Origin of the sequence: Pseudomonas sp. PS1(2021), from assembly GCF_020405165.1 — a bacterium.
Classification (GTDB): Bacteria; Pseudomonadota; Gammaproteobacteria; order Pseudomonadales; family Pseudomonadaceae; genus Pseudomonas; species Pseudomonas aeruginosa.
The window spans coordinates 4416139-4437748 of sequence record NZ_CP084484.1 but is presented as its reverse complement, the minus strand read 5'-3'; the positions used below and the strand labels follow the sequence as shown (position 1 = coordinate 4437748).

Here is a 21610-nt window from a genome sequence, read left to right as displayed (position 1 = left end):
CGCAGGTTTACAGCAGGTTGAAGGGGAAGGTGCTGACCAGGCGCAGTTCGTTGACGCTGCCGTCGACCTGGTTCTGGCTGGCCTTGTGCATCATGTAGGTGAGCTTGAAGGTGCTGTCCTTGATCGGCCCGTTCTGCACCTTGTAGGCCGCCATCAGGCCCAGCTCGTGGTGCTTCTCGCCGTCCTGGGCGCGCACCTCGGCGTAGTTGCCGTAGGCACCGTTGCGATCGCCGTCGTAGTGGGTGCCGTCGATGTCCCAGCCCTTCACGTACCACACGCCGGTGCTCAGGCCGGGGACCCCGTAGTAGCTCCAGTCGGTCTCGTAGCGGATCTGCGCGGACTTCTCGTTGGGGCTGTTGTAGTCGGCCAGCATCGAGTTGGCCAGGAAGATCGCCGAGGTCTCGTGCACGTAGTCGAAGTATTCGTTGCCGTCGACCTGCTGGTAGGCCAGGGTCAGGGCGTGGGCGCGATGGCCGAGAGTGAAGGCCAGGCTCCAGGTGTCGTTGTCGATGTAGCCGGCCTCGCGCGCGCCGGTGTCGCCGGTGTGGTAGCCGTTGAAGGCGGTGCGCAGGGCGATGCCGTTCTCGAGGTCGCCGATGTCGTGGGTCACGCCCAGGTAGTACTGGTTCCAGACGTCCTGGAAATGCGAGCCATAGAGGGAGATTTCCAGCCCGTCGAGCGGCTTGTAGTTGCCGCCCAGGTAGTTCAGGCGGTCGCCCTTGACCTGGCGGGTGCCGTACTCGGTGGTCATGTCCTCGTCGCCGGAACCGGTCCGCGGGCTGACCTTGCGGAAGCTGCCGGCCTGCAGGCTGAGGTTGTCCAGCTCCTCGCTGGTCACGGCGAAGCCGGTGAAGCTGGAGGGCAGGGCACGGTTGTCGATATAGCTGAACACTGGAGTGTTGACCAGGAAGCGACCGGCCTTGAATTCGGTATTCGAGGCGCGCAGGCGGATGTTGGCGACGCCCAGCTTGGACCACTCGCCGATCGCCTCGCCATCGCTGTTCGCCAGGGTCCGGTTGCCGCCGCCGCCGATGCGGCCCTTGCCGCGCTCCAGGGCGATCTCGTTGAAGGCTGCGACGTCGAAGCCGAAGCCGATGCTGCCCTGGGTGTAGCCCGAGCTGTACTTGAGCACCGTGCCCTGGACCCAGGCGTTGCGCTGGTGGATGCGCTGGGAGCCGCCGCCGGCCTTGGGAATGCGGAAGGTGAAGCTGTCCTTCATGTTTTCCCGCGAGTAGAAGTTGCGGGTGGTCAGGGTCAGGCTCTGCCCCTCGAACAGCCCGCTGGCGCCGGCCTGGCCCTTGATCGGTTTCTCCACGCTGGGGATGCTCTGCACCTGGGCGGCGTAGCTGGGATTGTCCGGGGTCGGCGGGGTTGCCTGCTCGTCCGCCGCCCAGCCTGGCGCGGCCGATGCCATCAAGGCCAGTCCCAGCGTCGCGCCGGTCACTCGTTGGTATCTCATCACCTGATTGCTCCCTTTATTGTTGTCATGGCACCTGTTTTACCCACCAGGTTTGCGCCGGTTTCGCCCGCGCCTGGGCGCGGCGGTCGAATACGGCGAGGCGAGCGCTCCTGGCGGAACGCGCGCAGCGCCGTTCTGGAACACGGGCAGGAAAAGCAAAGAAATGAAGTACGGGTCGTGCCGTTCTTCTGCACCCCGGTCGTTTCACGACCGGGGTGGCGTCGGCATCAGGGCTGGTTGGCTACGCCATAGAAGGCGTTCCGCGAGAAGGGGCTGATCTTGAAGTCATGCACCGACTTGTTCATCGGCTGGTACACGGTGGAGTGGGCGATCGGGGTGATCGGCACCTGCTCCTTGAGGATGTGCTGGGCCTGCTTGTACAGCTCGCTGCGTTTGTCCTGGTCGGAGACCCGCTTGGCAGCCTTGACCAGCTTGTCGTAGGCCGCGTCGCACCATTTCGATACGTTGTTGCCGTTGATCGAGTCGCAGCCGTAGAGGGTCGCCAGCCAGTTGTCCGGATCGCCGTTGTCGCCGGTCCAGCCGAACAGCATGGCGTCATGCTCGCCGGCATGGGCGCGCTTGATGTACTCGCCCCATTCGTAGCTGACGATCCTGGCCTTGATGCCGATCTTCGCCCAGTCGGCCTGGATCATCTCCGCCATCAGCTTGGCGTTGGGGTTGTAGGGACGCTGCACCGGCATCGCCCACAGGGTGATCTCGGTGCCCTCGGCGACGCCGGCCTTCTTCAGCAGTTCCCGGGCCTTGGCCGGATCGAACGGGGCGTCCTTGATGGTTTCGTCATAGGACCACTGGGTCGGCGGCATGCCGTTCACCGCCAGTTGCCCGGCACCCTGGTAGACGGCGTCGATGATGGCCTGCTTGTTCACCGCCATGTCCAGCGCCTGGCGTACTTCGAGCTGGTCGAACGGCTTGTGGGTGACGTTGTAGGCGATGTAGCCGAGGTTGAAGCCTGGCTGCGAGGGCACCTTCAGGTTCGCCGCTTCCTGCAGGGCCTTGAGATCGGCGGGGCGTGGGTTGAGGGTGATCTGGCACTCGCCGGCCTTGAGCTTCTGCGCGCGCACCGCGGCGTCGGTGTTGATCGAGAAGATCAGGTTGTCGATCTTCACGTCTTCGGGTTTCCAGTAGTCCTTGTTGCCCTTGAAGCGGATCTGCGCATCCTTCTGGTAGCGGCTCAGGATGAAAGGCCCGGTGCCGATCGGCTTCTGGTTGATCTGCTGTGGCTTGCCGGCCTCGAGCAACTGCCCGGCGTACTCGGCGGACTGGATCGAGGCGACGTCCATCGCCAGGTTCTGGATGAAGGCGGCGTCGACCTCGTTGAGGGTGAACTTCACCCTGTGCTCGTCGAGCTTCTCGACCCTGGCGATGTTCTTGTCCAGGCCCATGTCGGTGAAGTAGGGAAACTCGGTGGGGTAGGCCTTGCGGAACGGATGATTCTTGTCGAGCATGCGCTGGAAGGTGAACAGCACATCGTCGGCGTTGAATTCGCGGGTCGGCTTGAAGTAGTCGGTGCTGTGGAACTTCACACCCTTGCGCAGGTGGAAGGTGTAGGTCTTGCCGTCGTCGCCGATGTCCCAGCTTTCCGCCAGGGCCGGGATCGCCCGGGTGCCGCCGCGCTCGAACTGGACGAGGCGGTTGAACAGGGTGACCGAGGTCGCGTCGTAGTCGGTGCCGGTGGTGTACTGGGCGGGATCGAAGCCGGCCGGGCTGCCCTCCGAGCAGAACACCAGGTTGCTGGCGGCGTGGGAGAACGGGGAGCCGAGGATCAGACCGGCTGCCAGCCAGGCCCGAAGGGGAAGGATCTTACGCATGCAAACCTCATTTTTTCTTTTTCTAAGGGCATCGTCTGAGGATCGGCCTTATGGGCCATGGCAACTCTCGCCTTTCCATGGATGGCGGGTGACAGCCATGGACCCTGTGCGGCGACAGCGATCGTCCGTTTGTTGTTGGTCGACGATTCGCTGATGCCGAAATTAAGTCATGCTGAAATTGTGGTCAACGAAAATTAAGCACGACTAACATTTCTCTTGCGAAAACGTTTGCCTGACAGGATGGGAAGGTGCGCTACGGACTGGCTCAGGGCGTCGGATGGTCGTCGAACAGGCCCATGGTGGTGATGGTCAGGACTTCCGCCACATCGCTGCCGACGTTGGCCAGGCAATGGGTCTTGGTCGCGTCGAAGTGCACCGAGTCGCCGGCGCCGAGGGGGTACTGGCGCCCCTCGATGGTGTAGACGATCTGCCCGGACAGGACGTAGGAGAACTCGGCGCCCTCATGGGAGATCAGCTCCGACTGGTAGCCCACCGGCATGTTCATCTTGACCGCATTGATCAGGTTGCCGGGGAAGGAGCTGGACAGGCGTTCGTAGGCCAGCGGCTGGCCCTCGATGGTGTAGCGTACCCGCTCGCCTTCGTGGGAGTCGGGCTGGGGTTGTGCCGGTTGGTCGAACAGGGCATTGAGCGGGATATTCAGCGACTTGGCGATGTTGGCCAGGGAAGAGATCGATACACCGGTGAGGTTGCGCTCCGCCTGGGAGAGGAAGCTCGCGGTGAGACCGGATTCGCTGGCGACTTGGTGCAGGGTCTTCTTGGCGGCGCGGCGATAGCGACGCAGGCGTTCGCCGATGCGGTCTACGGTCATTGGGGAGACTCTTGTTGAAAGGCGCAGTATACCCAGCGCGGGGCGTCAATAAAGTCTGACAGATGAACTACCCGAACCCCTATTTTTAAGTGTGACTGAAAATTTGTTTTGACCTGAATTTAAGCTCGACTTAAATTTCAGCCCGGTCCAGACGAGGAGAACAACAAATGACCGTGGGTGTTGGCGGGAGTACCCCTGCGCAGGCGCTGGAGCGTCTGCGGAACATGATGGACGGCGCGCAGCCGATCGGCCTGGCGTCTTACCGTGCGCGAATCGCCGCGGCCCAGGCGTGGATGGGCGAGCATGGCATCGCCGCGGCGTACCTGCATGCAGGCAGCAACCTGCGTTACTTCAGCGGCGTGCAATGGCACCCCAGTGAACGCCTGGTGGGTGCTCTACTGCCCGCCGAGGGCGCCCTCGAATACCTTGCGCCGGCCTTCGAGGAAGGTACGGTGCGCGACTTCCAGGTGGTCGATGGCGCCATCCACACCTGGGAGGAACACCAGGATCCCTATCGCCTGCTGCTCGATCGCCTGGAGGCGCTCGGCGTGGGCGAGCGCAGCACGGTCGCACTGTGTCCGAGCCTGCCGTTCGGCATGTTCGAGCGCTTGCGCCAACAGGCGCCGGGCAGGAACTTCGTCAGCGCCGCGCCGCTGATCGACCAGGGACGGATGCGCAAGTCGGCCGAGGAGCTGGCGCTGATGCAGCGGGCCAAGGACATGACCCTGGAAGTGCAGAAGGCCGCGGCGAGCATTCTCCGCGAAGGCATCAGCACCACCGAAGTCGCCGAGTTCATCCACCAGGCGCACCGCAAGGTGGGCGCGCCCGGTTCGACCTTCTGCATCGTCCTGTTCGGTGCCGCCAGTGCCTTCCCGCATGGGGTGAAGCATGCGCAGGTGCTGAAGGATGGCGACATGGTGCTGATCGATACCGGCTGCCAGGTCCACGGCTACCAGTCGGATATCACCCGCAGCTATGTGTTCGGCACGCCTAGCGCACGCCAGCGCGAATTCTGGGGGATGGAGCGCGACGCCCAACTGGCGGCCTTCGAGGCCGCGCGTCTGGGCCAGCCCTGCGAGGCGGTGGACGCCGCCGCGCGGCGTTCGCTGGAGGCCAACGGCCTGGGGCCGGACTACCGCCTGCCTGGCCTGCCGCACCGCACCGGGCATGGCATCGGCATGGACGTCCACGAAGGCCCGTACCTGGTGCGTGGCGATCGCACGCCGCTGGATGTCGGCATGTGCTTCAGCAACGAACCGATGATCTGCGTGCCCGGCGAGTTCGGCATTCGCCTGGAGGATCACTTCTACATGACGAAGGAAGGACCGCGCTGGTTCACCCAACCGAGCCCGTCCATCGACGATCCCTTCGGCCTCGGCGGCTGATCCGGCCGAACGATAACGCCGCACGCGGGAAGGCAAGGACCAGGGCTTCCCGCGTGCGGCGCAGCGATCAGTCCAGCTTCACCCGCGAAAAGTCCCGCGCCGACATCGGGCTCATGCGGTAGCCGCTGACGTTCTTGCGTTGCGCGTCGAACATCAAAGGATGCGCCAGCGGCAACCAGGGCATCTGCTCGTGGAAGATCCGCTGCGCTTCCTTGTACAGCGCTACCCGTTGGCTCTCGTCGTTGCTCATGCGCGCCTTGCGGATGGCTTCGTCGAAGCCCTTGTCGCACCAGCGCGCGCGATTTTCCCCGGACTCCACCGAGGCGCAGCCGAGGTTGTGGGTGAGGAAGTTGTCCGGGTCGCCGTTATCGCCGATCCAGCTGTAGAGCATCATGTCGTGTTCGCCGGCCTTGGTGCGCTTGACCATCTCGCCCCACTCGAACTGGCGGATGTTCACCCGGATGCCGATGGCGGCCAGGTCGGACTGGATCAGTTGCGCCACTCGCGCCGGGTTGCCGCCGGGGCCGCTGCCGGTGCTGATGTAGAGGTTCAGGGGTGTGTCCGGGGTGACGCCGGCTTCCTTCAGCAGGGCCTTGGCCCGTTCGGGGTCGTAGGGCCAGTCGCGGATGCTGTCGTCGTAGCCGAGCAGCATCGGCGGGTAGGGGCCGATGGCTGGGCGGGCCTGGTCGCCGAAGACGATCTTCAGGTAGGACGACTTGTTGAAGCCCATGGCGATCGCCCGGCGCACGCGCGGGTCGTCGAACGGTTCGTGCCGGGTGTTGATCGCGGCGTGTGAGGTGATCATCGCCGCTTCTTCCAGCACCGTCAGTTGCGGGTCCTGGCGTAACGCGGCGACGTCTTCGGGCTTGGGCGTCAGGGCGATCTGGCATTCGTTGCGGCGCAGGCGCTGCACGCGCACGTTGGGGTCGAGGGTGATCGCCAGCACCAGGTGGTCGATGGCCGGCTTGCCCTTCCAGTAGTCGGGGTTGGCTGCGTAGCGCACCTGGGCATCCTTGCGGTAGCGGGTGAAGACGAACGGGCCGGTGCCGATCGGCTTGCTGTTGAGTTCGTCGCCCTTGCCCCTGGCGATCAACTGGCCGGCATATTCGGCGGAGAGGATCGAGCCGAACGGCATGGCCAGGTCGGCAAGGAACGGCGCCTCCGGGTGCTTGAGGACGAAGCGCACCTGATGTTCGTCGATCTTCTCGATGCGCTCGATGATGTCGCGCAGTTGCATGGCGTCGGCGTAGGGGTAGCCGCTGGGCGAAAGGTCGTGGGCGGGGTGCTGCGGATCGAGCATGCGCTGGAAGCTGAACAGCACGTCGTCGGCGTCGAATTCGCGGGTTGGCTTGAAGTAGTCGGTGCTGTGGAATTTCACGCCTTGGCGCAGGCGGAAGGTGTAGACGAGGCCGTCAGCGGAGACGTCCCAGCTTTCCGCCAGGGCCGGGATCACCGTGGCGCTGCCCGGAGCGAACGCGGCCAGCGCGTTGTACAGCGGATGGGCTGAGGCGTCGAAGGTGTAGCCGGAGGTATAGCGGGCCGGATCGAACCCTTCCGGCGCCGCTTCGGTGCACACCGCCAGGGTCTTCGGCTGGGCCTGGATGGCGGCGCTGGCGGCGAGGGCGAGCAGCAGCAGGCTGTAGCGCAGGGCAGAGCGTGGTCGCATGGATGACTCCTCTGGAGCGGGACGGCCGGGTCGGCCGCCCCGGGGAGAGGCGCCGCCTCGCTCGTGGCGGGGCGGCGCGGCTGGCAGGCGAAGCTACTTGCCGACGCTGACCTCGTAGAACGAGTTCAGGCCGAAGGGACTGATCCTGAAGTCGTGTACCGTCTTGCGCATCGGCTGGTACACGGTGGAGTGGGCGATCGGGGTGATCGGCACCTGTTCCTTGAGGATGTGCTGGGCCTGCTTGTACAGCTCGGTGCGCTTGCCCTGGTCGGTGGTGCGCTTGGCATCCTTGACCAGCTTGTCGTAGCCGGCGTCGCACCATTTGGAGAAGTTGTTGCCGTCCACCGCGTCGCAGCCGTAGAGGGTGCCGAGCCAGTTGTCCGGGTCGCCGTTGTCGCCGCTCCAGCCGATCAGCATGGCGTCATGCTCGCCGCCCTTGGCGCGCTTGATGTATTCGCCCCATTCGTAGGTGACGATCTTCGCCTTGATACCGATCTTCGCCCAATCGTTCTGCAGCATTTCCGCCATCAGCTTGGCGTTGGGGTTGTAGGGGCGTTGTACCGGCATGGCCCACAGGGTGATCTCGGTGCCTTCGGCGACGCCGGCCTTCTTCAGCAGCTCCCTGGCCTTGGCCGGATCGTAGGGCGCGTCCTTGATGGTCTCGTCGTAGGACCACTGGGTCGGTGGCATGCCGTTGCTCGCCAACTGGCCGGCGCCCTGGTAGACGGCGTCGATGATGGCCTTCTTGTTCACCGCCATGTCCAGCGCCTGGCGTACTTCCAGCTTGTCGAACGGCTTGTGGGTGACGTTGTAGGCGATGTAGCCGAGGTTGAAGCCGGCCTGCGACGGCAGGTTCAGGTTCGGGTCCTTCTTCAGCGCGTCGAGGTCGGCGGGGCGCGGGTTGAGGGTGATCTGGCACTCGCCGGCCTTGAGCTTCTGCGCGCGCACCGAGGCGTCGGTGTTGATGGCGAAGATCAGGTTGTCGACCTTCACCTCGTCCGGCTTCCAGTAGTCCTTGTTGCCCTTGAAGCGGATCTGCGCATCCTTCTGGTAGCGGCTGAACACGAACGGGCCGGTGCCGATCGGCTTCTGGTTGATGTCGCTGGCCTTGCCCTGCTTGAGCAGTTGCGCGGCGTATTCGGCGGACTGGATCGATGGGAAGGGCATCGCCAGGTTCTGGATGAAGGCCGCGTCGACCTCGTTGAGGGTGAACTTCACCGTATGCTCGTCGAGCTTCTCGACCCTGGCGATGTTCTTGTCCAGGCCCATGTCGGTGAAGTAGGGAAACTCGGTGGGGTAGGCCTTGCGGAACGGATGATCCTTGTCGAGCATGCGTTCGAAGGTGAACAGCACGTCGTCGGCATTGAATTCGCGGGTCGGCTTGAAGTAGTCGGTACTGTGGAACTTCACGCCCTTGCGCAGGTGGAAGGTATAGGTCTTGCCGTCGTCGCTGACGTCCCAGCTTTCCGCGAGGCCGGGAAGGACCTTGGTGCCGCCGCGCTCGAACTGGGTCAGGCGGTTGAAGACGGTTTCCGCCGCGGCGTCGAAATCGGTACCGGTGGTGTACTGGGCGGGATCGAAGCCGGCCGGGCTGCCTTCCGAGCAGAAGATCAGGTTGCTGGCGAAGGCCTGGGGAACGGCGGCGACCAGCGCTGCGCCGAGCAGCGAGGGCATGATCGCGGAGCGGATGACGGCGTTTCTACGCATGGAGTGACCTCTGGTTATTTTGATTGTCTGCGAGGGACAGCCTCGTGAGCTGTCTTGCGCGAAGCTATGCAGGGCGTGTGCCGGCCGCAAGCGTCGAGGTCGCTTCAGTGTAGATGTTGTTATCCGATTGAAAGGGAATGTCGCATTTTCGAATTTGCGCAAACGCGACGCAGGCCGCGTTTGCTGCGCGAGAGACAGTGGAAACGCAAGAGGCAGCCCGGAGGCTGCCTCTTGTGGTGCGCGCCGGCCGGATCAGGGCATCTGCACCTCGATCACACCGTCGGCGTTGACCGTGACCTGGCTGGTCCCGGCCTCGATCTCCGGCGCCTGGGCGCCGCCGAAGCTGGCGTCGGCCTTCATCGCCGCCATCCGCATCACCGGGTACGGGCGCGGTGCGCCGGCGCTGTTCACGCTCAGGCTGACCAGCTTGTAGCCCTTGCCGCCGAGCGCCTCGGTGAGCAACTGGGCGCGCTCCTTGAACGCGTCCACGGCGCCTTTCATCAATTGGTCCTCGTTCTTCTTGCGGGTCGCATCGGCGATGCTGAAGTCCATGCCGCCCATTTTCAGCTTGCCCAGCAGGTCGGCGGAAAGCTGGCCGAGGGCGGCGAAGTCGGAGCTTTCCAGGCGCAGCTCGGCGCGCTCGCGCCAGCCGGTGATCTTCTGGCCCTTGTCGTCGTAGACCGGATAGCTGTTGCGACTGCCCAGGCTGATGGTCACGCCCTTGACCTTGCGCGCGTCGGCGACGGCGGCGTTGAGGACGCTGGTGGTCTCGGCGGCGAGCTTGGCCGGATCGCTGCCCTGGTTTTCGCTGTAGAGGGTGACCTGCATCAGGTCGTGGGCCACCTGCTGGCTGACTTCGGCGTGCAGCGAGACCTGGTTGTAGCGCGGCGCTTCCTCGGCGACGGCCGAGAGGCTGGCGGCGCAGAGGGTGACGGCGGCGGCCAGGCGGGAAATCGCAGACATTGGGCAACTCCTTGTACTAAGGCTGAATTCACACTGTAGAGCATCGTTCCGGCAGGCGCGGCAAACACGCCTATACGCCAGTCTTGGACCATGAGACGAAGGCTTTTCCCGGAACGGGTTAGGCGATTTCGGAAAAAACGTGAAATTTACTGATCTGAGCCCTGACAGCGCTCGGCGAAACAGGGCAGGATGGCGACCTGCGAGGTTTCTGAGTCACTTTGCCGCAGAGTTGCCGACAGCGTCTTGGCTATACTCGCGCTTATTCCGGAAGAAAACATGCGCGCACCGGTTTTCCTGCTCTCCGCCAGTCGCCAGAACCTTGGCCGTCTGCTCCTCATCCGTATTCTCGTGCTGGCCGCGCAGGCCGGCTCGGTGGGTTTCGCCTGGCTCTCCGACCTGTTGCCGCTGCCGTGGCTGGCGCTCGGCCTGACCCTTGGCCTGTCCGCCTGCCTGATTCTGTTCACCGCGCTGCGCCTGCGCGCGCCGTGGCCGGTGACCGACCAGGAGTACGCGGTACAACTGGCCTGCGACCTGATCATCCACAGCACCTTGCTGTATTACTCGGGCGGCTCGACCAACCCCTTCGTCTCCTATTACCTGGTACCGCTGACCATCGCCGCTGCGACCCTGCCCTGGATCTACTCCATGGTGCTCTCCGGCCTGGCCCTGACTGGCTACACCCTGCTGCTGATCTGGTACCACCCGCTGCACCTGCAGGCGGTTCAGCACGAGGCGATGCTGATCAACCTGCACCTGTTCGGCATGTGGCTGAACTTCGCCCTGTCGGCGGCCTTCATCACCTTCTTCGTGGTGAAGATGTCCGAGGCCCTGCGCTGGCAGGCGCACATGCAGGCCGAGCGGCGCGAGGAAAGCATGCGCGACCAGCAGTTGCTCGCGGTGGCCACCCAGGCGGCCGGTGCCGCGCACGAACTGGGTACGCCGCTGGCGACCATGAGCGTGCTGCTCAACGAGCTGCGCCAGGAGCGCCCGCAGGACCCGACCCTGCAGGAAGACCTGGCATTGCTCCAGGAACAGGTCAAGCAGTGCAAGCACACCCTCCAGCAACTGGTACGGGCGGCCGAGGCCGACCGTCGTCAGGCGATCGAGGAGCAAAGCGCCGCGGAATGGCTGGAATCGGTGCTGCGCCGCTGGCACCTGATGCGTCCGGAGGCTTCCTACCGCTACCAGTGCCTGGGCCTCGGCTCCGCGCCGCGCCTGACCCCGCCGACCGACCTCAGCCAGGCTCTGCTGAACCTGCTGAACAATGCGGCGGACGCCTGTCCCGACGACCTCGACATCCGCCTGGACTGGGACAGCAGCAGTATCTGCCTGAGTATCCGCGACCACGGCGTCGGGGTGCCCCTGGCGATCGCCGAACAGATCGGCAAACCGTTCTTCACCACCAAGGGCAAGGGCTTCGGCCTCGGCCTGTTTCTCAGTCAGGCCAGCGTGACCCGCGCTGGTGGAACGGTGAAGTTGTATAACCACGAAGATGGCGGCACTCTGACCGAACTGCGCTTGCCGCGCAGCTACGGAATGGCTTGAGTGATCCGTCTGAGAGGCCCTGCCTATGTCTGAAGAGCTGCTCTTCGAAGGGGAAGAACATCCCCACCTCCTGCTGGTGGACGACGATCCCACCTTTACCCGGGTCCTGGCCCGGGCCATGAGCCGTCGCGGCCTGCGGGTCAGCACCGCCGGCTCCGCCGAGGAAGGCCTGGCGCTGGCCCAGCAGGATACGCCGGACTACGCCGTGCTCGACCTGAAGATGGAAGGCGACTCCGGCCTGGTGCTGCTGCCGAAGCTGCTGGAGCTGCACGCGGACATGCGGGTGGTGATCCTCACCGGCTATTCCAGCATCGCCACCGCGGTGGAGGCGATCAAGCGCGGCGCCTGCAACTACCTGTGCAAGCCTGCGGATGCCGATGACGTGCTGGCCGCGCTGCTCTCCGAGCACGCCGACCTGGACACCCTGGTACCGGAAAACCCGATGTCGGTGGATCGCCTGCAATGGGAGCACATCCAGCGCGTGCTCGCCGAGCACGAGGGCAACATCTCCGCCACCGCCCGCGCCCTGGGCATGCATCGACGGACCTTGCAGCGCAAGCTGCAGAAGCGGCCGGTACGGCGCTGAAGCGTAAATGACAACGGGGGCGCCGCATGGCGCCCCTGTGCTTTCCGCTTTCCGTCGAATCGCGGTGGATTTCGCACATTCCGCCGGTCGCCGGGGATATCCAGCGGACAGCGCAATCGTTAAGATGCAACTTTCATGAATCGCACGACCAGGGATTGATCATGCGTATCTTCGGTTCGAGTGCCGGCTGCCTGTCGGTGCTGTTCGGACTGGCCTTCGGGCTGCCTGCACTAGCCGAGCCTTCGGTGGACCTGGATGGTCCGACGGCAGGCTGGCGCTATTCCGGCCTGCTCGAGCAGCCCGATGCCCCGCGTGTCGCCTATCCGACTCCGCCCATCGATCGCGGCGGCCAGCGCGGCCGCAGCCTGATCGAAGGACACCTGCGCGAACTGGTCGGCACCGAGCGCGCCCAGCGCCTGGTGGTCAACGGCAATCCTCTCCCTCTCTATACCGACGGCGCCGGGCGCTTCGTCCGCCCCTATGCGTTCGGCCACGGCTCCAACGGCGTCCAGGTCGGCAGCGCCGACGGCAAGATCCTCAAGCGCGTACAGTTCTACGAGGCCAATCGCTCCCAACTGCCGCCGCGCGTGCGCGTGGTGCTGGGTTGGGACGATCCGAAGGCCGAGCTCGACCTGCATATCGTCACCCCCGATGGCCAGCACGCCTACTGGGCGCATCCGCGCCTGAGCAACAGCGGCGGCCTCGATCCGGACGGCGTCGACGGGCCCGGCCCGGAGATGTTCACCATGGGCGCGCCGCTGCACGGCACCTACCTGATCTACGTGAACTACTGGGGCAACCTCAACAACCAGGGCTACAACTTCCAGGCCGGCAGCAACGTACAGGACGTGATCACCGCGCAGGTCAACCTGGTGTTCAACGAAAACAGCGTCGACGAGAAGCACGAGACCTTCGTCGTGCCCCTGCGCACCATCGGTGACCTGGTGCTGGTCAAGACCTTTACCTACTGAAGCATCCCCTCGTACGGATGACACGGGATTAGCGAACCATGAGCGAGAACAACACCCCCAGCCCTGCCAACGGAACCCCTGCGCCCGCCGCTGCGCGCACCCGAAGCGCCCTGTGGCCGGTGCTGGGGATCGTCGCCGCGCTGGCCGCCGGCGGTGTGCTGGCCTGGCAGATGGGCTGGCTGGAGCGGCTCGGCGGAGGGCGCCCGGCCGAAGAGGACCTCGGCCAGCCGATCGGCGCCCAGGCACCCGCGGACGCCGACGCGCCACGTGCCTACCGTGACCTGCGCAAGCCCGACGCGCTGATCGAGAGCGTGTCGCTGAGCCGCCTGCCGAAGGAAATCCTCGAGGTGCCGTTGCTGCGCGATACCCTGACCGAGGACTTCGTCTTCTATTACGAGAACAATGGCGACCGCCTCGGCCTGACCGGTACGTTGCGGCGGATCATCTACGAGCACGACCTGACCCTGAAGGACAGCCTGGTCGAGGAACTGCTCGACCAACCGGCCCAGGTCGCCCTCTGGCGCGGCGCCGACGGCCGCCTGCGCGACTTCGTGGTGGTGCTCAAGCGCGGCGGCCTGGCGCGGGTGCTCGAGCCGCTGGCCCATATCGCCGCCGACGACCAGCAGTTGCGCAAGGTCGGCGAGCTGGCGGGAACCTCGGTCTATCGCCTGCGCTACGGCAACGACAAGGCGATGCTGTTCCTGTCCAAGGGCGACCGGCTGTTGTTGCTGTCGAACCCACGGATGCTCTTCGACGATGGTGGCGAAAGCGACGACAGCCCGCTGAACGCTCCGGCCAGCGAAGACCTGGAGGCACTGCTCGACGGCGACGAACTGTTCCCCGAGCGCTTCGGCCTGCCGGGCCGCGGCGAGCTGCGCCAGCGCATCACCCTCAATGCCAGCGTCCTGGCCATGGGCTACCAGCGCTTCATCCCGAGCTTCGCCGGGGTGCGCTTCGAGAAGGGCGAGCAGGGCTGGAGCAGCTACCTGGCGCTGAACGAGGTGGAACGCCAGCCGCCGCTGGACTTCGCCCCGGTCTGGCAGGCCATGCCGATGGGCGCCAGCGCCTGCGTGGCGCTGCCGGTCACCCCTGGCCTGTACGGGGTGATGCTGGAGCGCCTGGGGGCCGAGCAGAAGATGGCCCAGGCCTTCTCCGAGCATCTCAGCGGCGCTGCCGGTCTCTGCTGGTACGCCAGTTCGCGGCTGCATTCGCCGCTGCTGGTGGGCCAGTTGAGCGCGCCGGCCAGTGCCGAACTCGACGACGAGCTGGGCAAGCTGTTCGGTCGCGTGATCGGCGCGAAGGAAGCCAAGGTCGAGGGTGGCAGCTTCCCGGTGGAAGACCGGGTGGATGGCCAGACCCGCCGCTGGACCCGCCAGGTCAGCTCGAACTTCGGCGCCTATCCGGCCAGCCAGGCGGACAACCCGGAGAGCATCAGCGGCCGCGCGTTCTTCCGCATCGGCATGGCGCGCCATGGCCAGACCCTGCTGTTCTCCCTCGACGACCAGTTGCTCGGCAAGGCCCTGGACACCCTCGACAAACGCTATCCGCCGCTCGCCGAGGTGTTGCCGAAGGATGCGCTGGTACCGGCCTACCTGGCGCCGCAGCCGCTCTCCGAACTGCTGCAACGGGAAACCCTCGACAGCCTGCCGCAGGACATGGAGCCGGTATTCCGCAATGCCGCCGACACCTACCTGATGCCGCGCCTGAAAACCCTCGCCGGCAAGGGCAGCTACGCCCTCGGGCTGCCTGCCGGAAGCCAGGCCAACGCACCGTGGCAATGGCTGCCGCTGGAATGGCGGTCGCTGTGAGACGCCTGACTGCCTTCGGCCTGGCGCTGCTCCTGCTGGCCAGCGGCGGTGCCCGCGGCGAGCCCGCGGTAACGCTCGACCCGCAGCAATCGCAGGTATTCCGCGCCTGGTTCGTGCGCATCGCCCAGGAACAGTTGCGCCAAGGGCCGAGTCCGCGCTGGCACCAGCAGGACTGCGCCGGCCTGGTGCGCTTCGCCGCCAACGAGGCGCTGAAAGTCCACGATGGCAAGTGGCTGCGCGCCAACGGCCTGTCCAACCGCTACCTGCCCCCGGAGCTGGCGCTCAGTCCCGAGCAACGGCGCCTGGCGCAGAACTGGCAGCAGGGTGGCGGCCAGGTCGGGCCCTACGTGAATGCGATCAAGCTGGTGCAGTTCAACAGTCGGCTGGTCGGCCGCGACCTCAACCAGGCGCGCCCCGGCGACCTGATGTTCTACGACCAGGGCGACGACCAGCACCTGATGATCTGGATGGGCCGCTCCATCGCCTATCACACCGGCAGCAGCACCCCGACCGATAACGGCATGCGCTCGGTCAGCCTGCAACAACTCATGACATGGAAGGACACCCGATGGATCCCCGACGAATCCAATCCCAACTTTATCGGCATCTATCGGCTGGCTTTCCTCTCTCAATGAATCGCGTCCCAGTGAAGACCACAGCAATGAGCAACCTGCGCCGTTTCAGCCGTAGCCTGGCGGTCGCCGCCCTGGTCCTGCTGCCGTTCGCCGCCGTCCAGGCGGAAGACACGGTGGAGCCGAGCGGCTACACGCCGATGGCCGGCGAATCCTTCTTCCTGCTCGCCGACAGCAGCTTCGCCACCGACGAGGAAGCGCGGGTCCGTCTCGAAGCGCCCGGCCGCGACTACCGGCGCTACCGCATGGAGCCCTATGGCGGGGTCGACGTGCGCCTGTACCGGATCGAACAGCCGCTGGAGTTCCTCAAGCGGCAGAAGAACCTGCACCGGGTCCTGGCCGAGGGACAGTTCAAGGGCGAAGGCCTGTCGAACACCCTGGCCTATCTCTGGGACAACTGGTATCGCAAGTCGCGCCGGGTGATGCAGCGCGCCTTCTCCTACGAGTCGCGGCAACAGGTCACCGAGGCGGTGCCCGAGCTGAAGATGGGCAACGCCATGACCGCGCCGACGCCCTACGACGCGCAGCCGCAATACGCGCCGATTCCCGGCCTGCCGCTGGTCAGCCAGTTCCGCTATCCGCTGTGGGACGCCAAGCCCATCGAGCCGCCGCAGGACGTCAAGCTGGCCGGTTCCTCCAGCGAGTTCATCAACGTCGTGCCGGGCAATGTCTACATCCCGCTGGGCAAGCTGAAGCCGGGCCTGTACCTGGTCGAGGCGCTGGTCGGCAAGTACCGCGCCACCACCGTGGTGTTCGTCTCCAACAGCGTGGCGGTGAGCAAGGTCGCCGGCGACGAGCTGCTGGTCTGGACCGCACGCAAGCACGAAGGCACCCCGGTGCCCGACACCAAGGTGCTGTGGACCGACGGCCTGGGCGTGATGAGCAGCGGCAATACCGACGCCGACGGCCTGCTGCGGCTCAAGCACGCCAGTCCGGAGCGCTCCTACGTAATCGGCGAGGACCGCGAGGGCGGGGTCTTCGTCTCCGAGAACTTCTATTACGACAGCGAGATCTACGACACCAAGATCTACGCCTTCACCGACCGCCCGCTGTACCGGCCAGGCGACTGGGTCTCGTTGAAGATGGTCGGCCGCGAGTTCAAGGACGCCCGGCAATCCCAGGCCGCCGCCAGCGCGCCGGTGCGCCTGAGCGTGATCGACGCCAGCGGCACGGTATTGCAAAGCCTGGACCTCCGCTTCGACGCGAAGAGCGGCGCCAATGGCCGCTTCCAACTGCCGGAGAACGCCGTCGCCGGCGGCTACGAGTTGCGCTTCGACTACCGCGGGCAGACCTACAGCAGCGCCTTCCGCGTCGCCGAATACATCAAGCCGCACTTCGAAGTCGCCCTCGACCTGGCCAAGCCGGACTTCAAGACCGCCGAGCCGGTGAAGGGCGAGATCGTCCTGCTCTATCCGGACGGCAAGCCGGTGGCCAACGCGCGCCTGCAACTGAGCCTGCGCGCCCAGCAGTTGTCGATGGTGGACAACGAACTGCAGTATCTCGGCCAGTTCCCGGTGGAACTGAGCAGCACCGAACTGACCACCGACGGCAAGGGCCGCGCCGCCATCGAATTGCCGCCGGCCGAGAAACCCAGTCGCTACATGCTGACCATCTTCGCCAGCGACGGCGCCGCCTACCGGGTCAAGACCAGCAAGGAGATCCTCATCGAGCGCGGCGCCGCGCGCTACCGCCTGAGCGCGCCGCAGCGCTTCAGCGCCGCCGGCGAGAAGGTCGAGTTCAGCTATGCCAGCGAACAGCCGACCCCGCTCAAGCCGAGCAGCTACCAGTGGATCCGCCTGGAGGACCGCGCCACCGATAGCGGTCCGGTCGCCGACGGCCGCTTCGCGCTGACCTTAGAGCGCCCCGGTACCTATTCCGTGGAGCTGCGCGACGACAAGGGCCAGCTCCTTGGCGCCACCGGCCACTCGGTGAGCGGCGAGGGCGTGAAGTCGGTGCCGGGCACCGTCGAGGTGGTGTTCGACAAGCCCGAGTACCGCACCGGCGAGGAAGCCTCCGCACTGATCACCTTCCCCGAGCCGGTGGAGGATGCGCTGTTGTCCCTGGAGCGCGACAAGGTCGAGGCCACCGCCCTGCTGTCCAAGGGCGCCGACTGGCTGCGCCTGGAAAAGCTCAATCCGACCCAGTACCGCGTGTGGATCCCGGTGCGCGAGGAGTTCTCGCCGAACCTGACCTTCTCGGTGCTCTACACCAAGGGCGGCGACTACAGCTTCCAGAACGCCGGGATCAAGGTCGGCATGCCCCAGGTAGAGATCGACATCGCCACCGACAAGGAGCGCTACGAACCGGGCGAGACGGTGACCGTGACCCTGGCCACGCGCTTCGCCGGCAAACCGGTTTCCAGCCACCTGACCGTCAGCGTGGTGGATGAGATGGTCTATGCCCTGCAGGCGGAGATCGCCCCCGGCATCGACCAGTTCTTCTACCATCCGCGGCGCAACAACGTGCGCACCAGCGCCAGCCTGGCCTTCATCAGCTACGACGTGGCGTTGCCCGGCAGCACCAGCGCACCCGGACGGGCGAACCGCAGCGAGCGCGGCGTCAAGGTACTGGAGCGGCCGCGCCGCGAGGACGTCGACACCGCCGCCTGGCAGCCGGAGCTGGTCACCGACGCCCAGGGCAAGGCCAGCTTCAGCTTCCGCATGCCCGACTCGCTGACCCGCTGGCGGATCACCGCGCGGGCCATCGACGACAACGGCCAGGTCGGCCAGAAGAAGCAGTTCCTTCGCTCGGAGAAGCCGCTGTACCTGAAGTGGAGCGGGCCGACTCGCTTCCGCCAGGGTGACCAGCCCGACCTCGGCCTGTTCGTCTTCAACCAAGGCGAACAGCCGGTCAAGGCCGAGCTGCTCAGCGGGCCGCCTGGCAGCCAGCGCAGCCAGACCCTGGAGCTGGCCAAGGGAGTCAACTACATTCCGCTGGCGCAACAGCCGCTCAGCGATGGCGACTGGAGCGCCGAGCTGCGCCAGGACGGGCAGGTCCGCGACCGCCTGGCGGTGCGCTTCAACCTGCTGGCCGACGGCTGGCAGGTGGAGCAGGTGCAGAACCTCAGCCTGGCGGCGGCGAGCAACCCGCTGCAACTGCCGGCGGACGCGCGCGACGTACGCCTGCGCCTGGCCGATGGCCCGGCCGCTGCCTACCTGGGCAATCTCGATGATCTGCTGGAGTATCCCTACGGCGGCGTCGAGCAGACCGCCAGCCAACTGCTGCCGCTGAGCATCGCCTATCCGGCGCTGGCCGGCGGCGAGCCGCGGATTCGCGACCGCCTGCGCCTGATCATGCAGAACAGTCGCCTGCGCCTGGTGCAGATGGCCGGCCCGGACGCCTGGTTCGCCTGGTGGGGTGGCGACGTCGATGGCGACGCTTTCCTCACCGCCTACGCCTACTACGCCGACTGGTACGCCAGCCGCGCACTGGAGATCCAACTGCCGGCCGAACACTGGCAGCGCATCCTCGAGCCCTACGCCAAGCAGGCGACGCAGACCCCGCTGCTGCAGCGTGCGCTGATCCTGGCTTTCGCCCGCGACATGCAGTTGCCGGTGAACACCCTGCTCGGCGGCCTGCTCAACGATCTGGCCAACGCCGGCGAAGGGCAGGCGCGCGCGGAGCCGCTGGAGGCCGACGACGGCCTGGTGCTGGGCGACCCGGACTCGGCCGTCGGCCTGGCCGCGGCGCGAGTACTGGCGGTGGACCTGGCACGGCAACTGCGGGTCGCGGTGCCCGCTCCGCTGGCCGCCCAGGCCGAGACGGCGACGCAGCGCCTGCGTGAGGCCGGCTTGCCGTTCACCGATGCCTTGCTGGCCTCTCACTCGGCCGTGGATGGCCAGCAGGCCAGCGCTTTGCTGCAACGCCTGGCGCCGGCGCAATCGACCCTGGAACGCGCCCTGGCCCTGACCTGGCTGCAGGGCGCCCTGGCCCAGGCGCCGCAGGGCAAGCTGCCGCAGCCGCCGAAGGACTGGCAGGCGCAGCGCGGCGCCAGCGGCGAAACCTACTGGCAATGGCGCGGCCGCGGCATTCCGAGCTGGGTCGACCTGGACGAGGCGCCGGCCCGGCCGTTGCCGGTTGCGCTCAGCTACCGCAGCGCCCAGGCGCCGAGCGGGCAACTGCCGGTGCAGATCAGCCGTCGTCTGCTGCGCCTGGTGCCCGGTGAGGGGGCGTTCGAGTTCAAGGTCGAGGAGGTTGGCGACAAGCCGCTTTCCAGCGACGAACTGTATCTCGACGAAGTGACCCTGAACGTTCCGGAAGACACCGCTCTACGCTACGGCATGCTGGAACTGCCGCTGCCGCCCGGCGCGGATGTCGAGCGCACCACCTGGGGCATCAAGATCAGCGGCCTGGCCGGCGACGAAGCGACCACCCTGGAGCGCGCGCGCAACGAACCGGGCGAGTTGTTCTACGGGGTGCCGGTGGACAGCCTGAGTGGCGAGCAGCGTTTCCGTCACCTGGTGCGTTTCTCCCAGAAAGGCAGCTTCAACCTGCCACCGGCCCGCTACCTGCGTCTCTACGCGCCGGAACAGCAGGCCCTGGAAGCCAAGCCGGCGCTGGCCAAGGTCAAGGTCGAGTGATTGCGTTGCGCGCCTGGCTGGTCCTGCTGTGCGCCGTGCCGTTGCTGCTTCGCGCAGCGGAGGCGCCGGTCCAGCTGGCCTGGCGCACGACCCAGGGCTACGAACTGGTGAGCCTGGATCGCCAGCGGGTACTCGAGCGCCGGCCGTTGCCGGCCGATTTGCAGGCTCCGCTGGGCAGCCTGTGGAAACTGTTCGTCTTCGCCTGGCTGAGCGACACCGGCCAGGCCGAGCCGCCCTATACCTGCCAGGGGCGCAGCCGCGAGGAGGTCTACTGCTGCGAGAATGGCCAGACGATCGGTCGTGACCGCGCCCTGGTGCGCTCCTGCGGGCTGTATTTCGAGCCGCAGCGCCTCGCCTTGCGGCCGGAGGCCTGGCGCGGCTACTGGCAGGCGCGCCAGGCACCGGCCTGGTTGCTCGATCTGGAACGGCTGCAACCGCAGACGCGGGTGCCGGTTAAGGAGCTTCTGGAGCAGTTGCAGCAACTGCCGGCCCAGGGCGAGGCGCGGCGGGTACTGCTCGACGTGGCGTTGCAGGCCGGCGACGGCCATGCCGTGGCCAGCCTTGGCGGCCGCCTGCGGGTGAAGACCTGGAGCTGGCTCGACGACCATGACCCGCAGGCGCGCCAGGGCGGTTTCGCTGGCTGGCTGGTCGATGGAACGCCGCTCTGGCTCGGCGGCCCGGGAACCAGCAAGATGATTCTGGACCGCTACGCCGAGGTGCTCGGGCGCTTCCTGCCGAGTCCGTGGCCGGCCGATCCGGGCCGTTGCGTGGAAGTGAACCTGTTCAGCCGCTATCCGCTGCGCTCGGTCAGCGATCCCTCCGGCCACCCGGCCGCCGAAGGCCTGCTGCATGGTCCGCAGCAAGTGCTCTTCGCCAACGGCAATCGACTGGACATCGCCAGCGCCGGCGACCTCTTCCTGCAACGGGTGGATGGCGTGCCGCGCCTGGTCGCGCGGGTTTCGCGCGAAGAGTACGTGGCGCGGGTGCTGGAGCGCGAAGCCTCGGCGCAGCCGAAGGAAGCCGCTCGCGCGCTGGCGGTGACCATTCGCACCTATCTATTGCAAAACGCCGCGCCGCGCGGCGAATGCCTGGCCATCGATGACAGCAGCCAGCGCCAGCGCGTGGCGCCGCGCCCGGCCAGCGCGCCGACGCGGCGGATCGCTGCCTGGAGCGCCGACCTGGTGCTGGCCGGGGCGACCGTCAACTATCACTCCGACCAGCCTGGTCCGGCGCGCCTGTCCTGGAAGCACGCGGTGGAGCAAGCCGGGCAGGGACTGGGCTACGACAGCATCCTCGCCCAGGCTTTCCCGCGCAGCAGCCTGAGCCGCTGGGACAACCCGGTGGCCGCCTGCCAGCCGTTGCCGGCTGCCGAAGACTGGCTGCGCAAGCAGCGCCGGCAGTGGCGCGAGCGTCTCGACCGAGAGCCCGGCTACGAGGAGATTCCGAGTTTTTCCGTGTGCCGCCTGGCTTCCGGGCGGCCCTATGTCGATCGCGAGCGCGAACGCATCTTCGTCCGCGGCCTGTATTCCCTACAGGAACGCTTGGACCTCACCCACGAATACCTGCACCTGGCCTTCCGCGCCCATCCCAGCGGCCAGGACGAAAACTATGTCGAAAGCCTGGCCCGGCGCCTGCTACTGGAATGACTCC

Annotated in this window: 14 protein-coding genes; 8 read left to right on the top strand and 6 right to left on the bottom strand. The window is 66.3% G+C overall.

The features are described from left to right. Positions 1-7: 7 nt before the first annotated feature. The 3 genes from LE197_RS21250 to psdR form a co-directional block, all read right to left on the bottom strand. Complete coding sequence (locus LE197_RS21250; protein ID WP_003120938.1) at positions 8-1462, bottom strand: OprD family outer membrane porin; 1455 nt, start codon at positions 1460-1462, stop codon at positions 8-10. Positions 1463-1686: 224 nt separating this feature from the next. Continuing rightward, complete coding sequence (locus LE197_RS21245) at positions 1687-3288, bottom strand: ABC transporter substrate-binding protein (RefSeq protein WP_003116233.1); 1602 nt, start codon at positions 3286-3288, stop codon at positions 1687-1689. Positions 3289-3553: 265 nt separating this feature from the next. Further along, positions 3554-4117 (bottom strand): transcriptional regulator PsdR, encoded by a 564-nt coding sequence (psdR, locus tag LE197_RS21240; RefSeq protein ID WP_003094433.1) that lies wholly within the window; start codon positions 4115-4117, stop codon positions 3554-3556. A 167-nt stretch (positions 4118-4284) separates the two neighbouring features. Between psdR and mdpA the strand changes: the two genes are divergently transcribed. Further along, the gene (gene mdpA / locus LE197_RS21235) at positions 4285-5502 is read left to right on the top strand and encodes a metallopeptidase MdpA (RefSeq protein ID WP_003107426.1); all 1218 of its coding nucleotides are present in this window, start codon (positions 4285-4287) and stop codon (positions 5500-5502) included. 67 nt (positions 5503-5569) lie between these two features. On the opposite strand, the gene LE197_RS21230 is transcribed toward mdpA, so the two are convergent. From LE197_RS21230 to LE197_RS21220, 3 genes are all read right to left on the bottom strand, one after another. Beyond that, the gene (locus LE197_RS21230) at positions 5570-7168 is read right to left on the bottom strand and encodes an ABC transporter substrate-binding protein (RefSeq protein ID WP_003112862.1); all 1599 of its coding nucleotides are present in this window, start codon (positions 7166-7168) and stop codon (positions 5570-5572) included. Between the two features lie 93 nt (positions 7169-7261). Then, entirely contained in the window at positions 7262-8875 is a 1614-nt protein-coding gene (locus LE197_RS21225) for an ABC transporter substrate-binding protein (RefSeq protein ID WP_003161454.1), read from the bottom strand. 252 nt (positions 8876-9127) lie between these two features. Next, positions 9128-9838 carry an SIMPL domain-containing protein gene (locus LE197_RS21220; RefSeq protein ID WP_003094423.1) on the bottom strand — a complete coding sequence of 237 codons (711 nt, stop codon included), beginning with the start codon at positions 9836-9838 and terminating at the stop codon, positions 9128-9130. Positions 9839-10114: 276 nt separating this feature from the next. Here LE197_RS21220 and LE197_RS21215 point away from each other — a divergent pair, with 276 nt between their 5' ends. From LE197_RS21215 to LE197_RS21185, 7 genes are all read left to right on the top strand, one after another. Continuing rightward, a complete protein-coding gene (locus LE197_RS21215; protein WP_003094421.1) occupies positions 10115-11383 on the top strand; it encodes an ATP-binding protein in 1269 nt (422 codons plus the stop codon). A gap of 25 nt (positions 11384-11408) precedes the next feature. Continuing rightward, the gene (locus LE197_RS21210; protein ID WP_003094419.1) at positions 11409-11969 is read left to right on the top strand and encodes a response regulator transcription factor; all 561 of its coding nucleotides are present in this window, start codon (positions 11409-11411) and stop codon (positions 11967-11969) included. A gap of 161 nt (positions 11970-12130) precedes the next feature. Beyond that, positions 12131-12940: a YfaP family protein gene (locus tag LE197_RS21205; protein ID WP_003094417.1), complete on the top strand. Its 810-nt coding sequence runs from the start codon at positions 12131-12133 to the stop codon at positions 12938-12940. 38 nt (positions 12941-12978) lie between these two features. Continuing rightward, positions 12979-14748: a DUF2138 domain-containing protein gene (locus LE197_RS21200; protein ID WP_003116230.1), complete on the top strand. Its 1770-nt coding sequence runs from the start codon at positions 12979-12981 to the stop codon at positions 14746-14748. Beyond that, on the top strand, positions 14745-15383 hold the full coding sequence (locus LE197_RS21195; protein ID WP_003094413.1) for a DUF1175 domain-containing protein: 639 nt from the start codon (positions 14745-14747) through the stop codon (positions 15381-15383). Before LE197_RS21200 ends, LE197_RS21195 begins: the two co-directional genes overlap by 4 nt. A 26-nt stretch (positions 15384-15409) precedes the next feature. Further along, positions 15410-19960: an alpha-2-macroglobulin MagD gene (magD, locus tag LE197_RS21190; protein WP_025921210.1), complete on the top strand. Its 4551-nt coding sequence runs from the start codon at positions 15410-15412 to the stop codon at positions 19958-19960. Then, positions 19957-21606 (top strand): YfaQ family protein, encoded by a 1650-nt coding sequence (locus LE197_RS21185; RefSeq protein WP_003106536.1) that lies wholly within the window; start codon positions 19957-19959, stop codon positions 21604-21606. The genes magD and LE197_RS21185 overlap by 4 nt, the downstream gene beginning before the upstream one ends. The last annotated feature ends 4 nt before the right edge of the window (positions 21607-21610 follow it).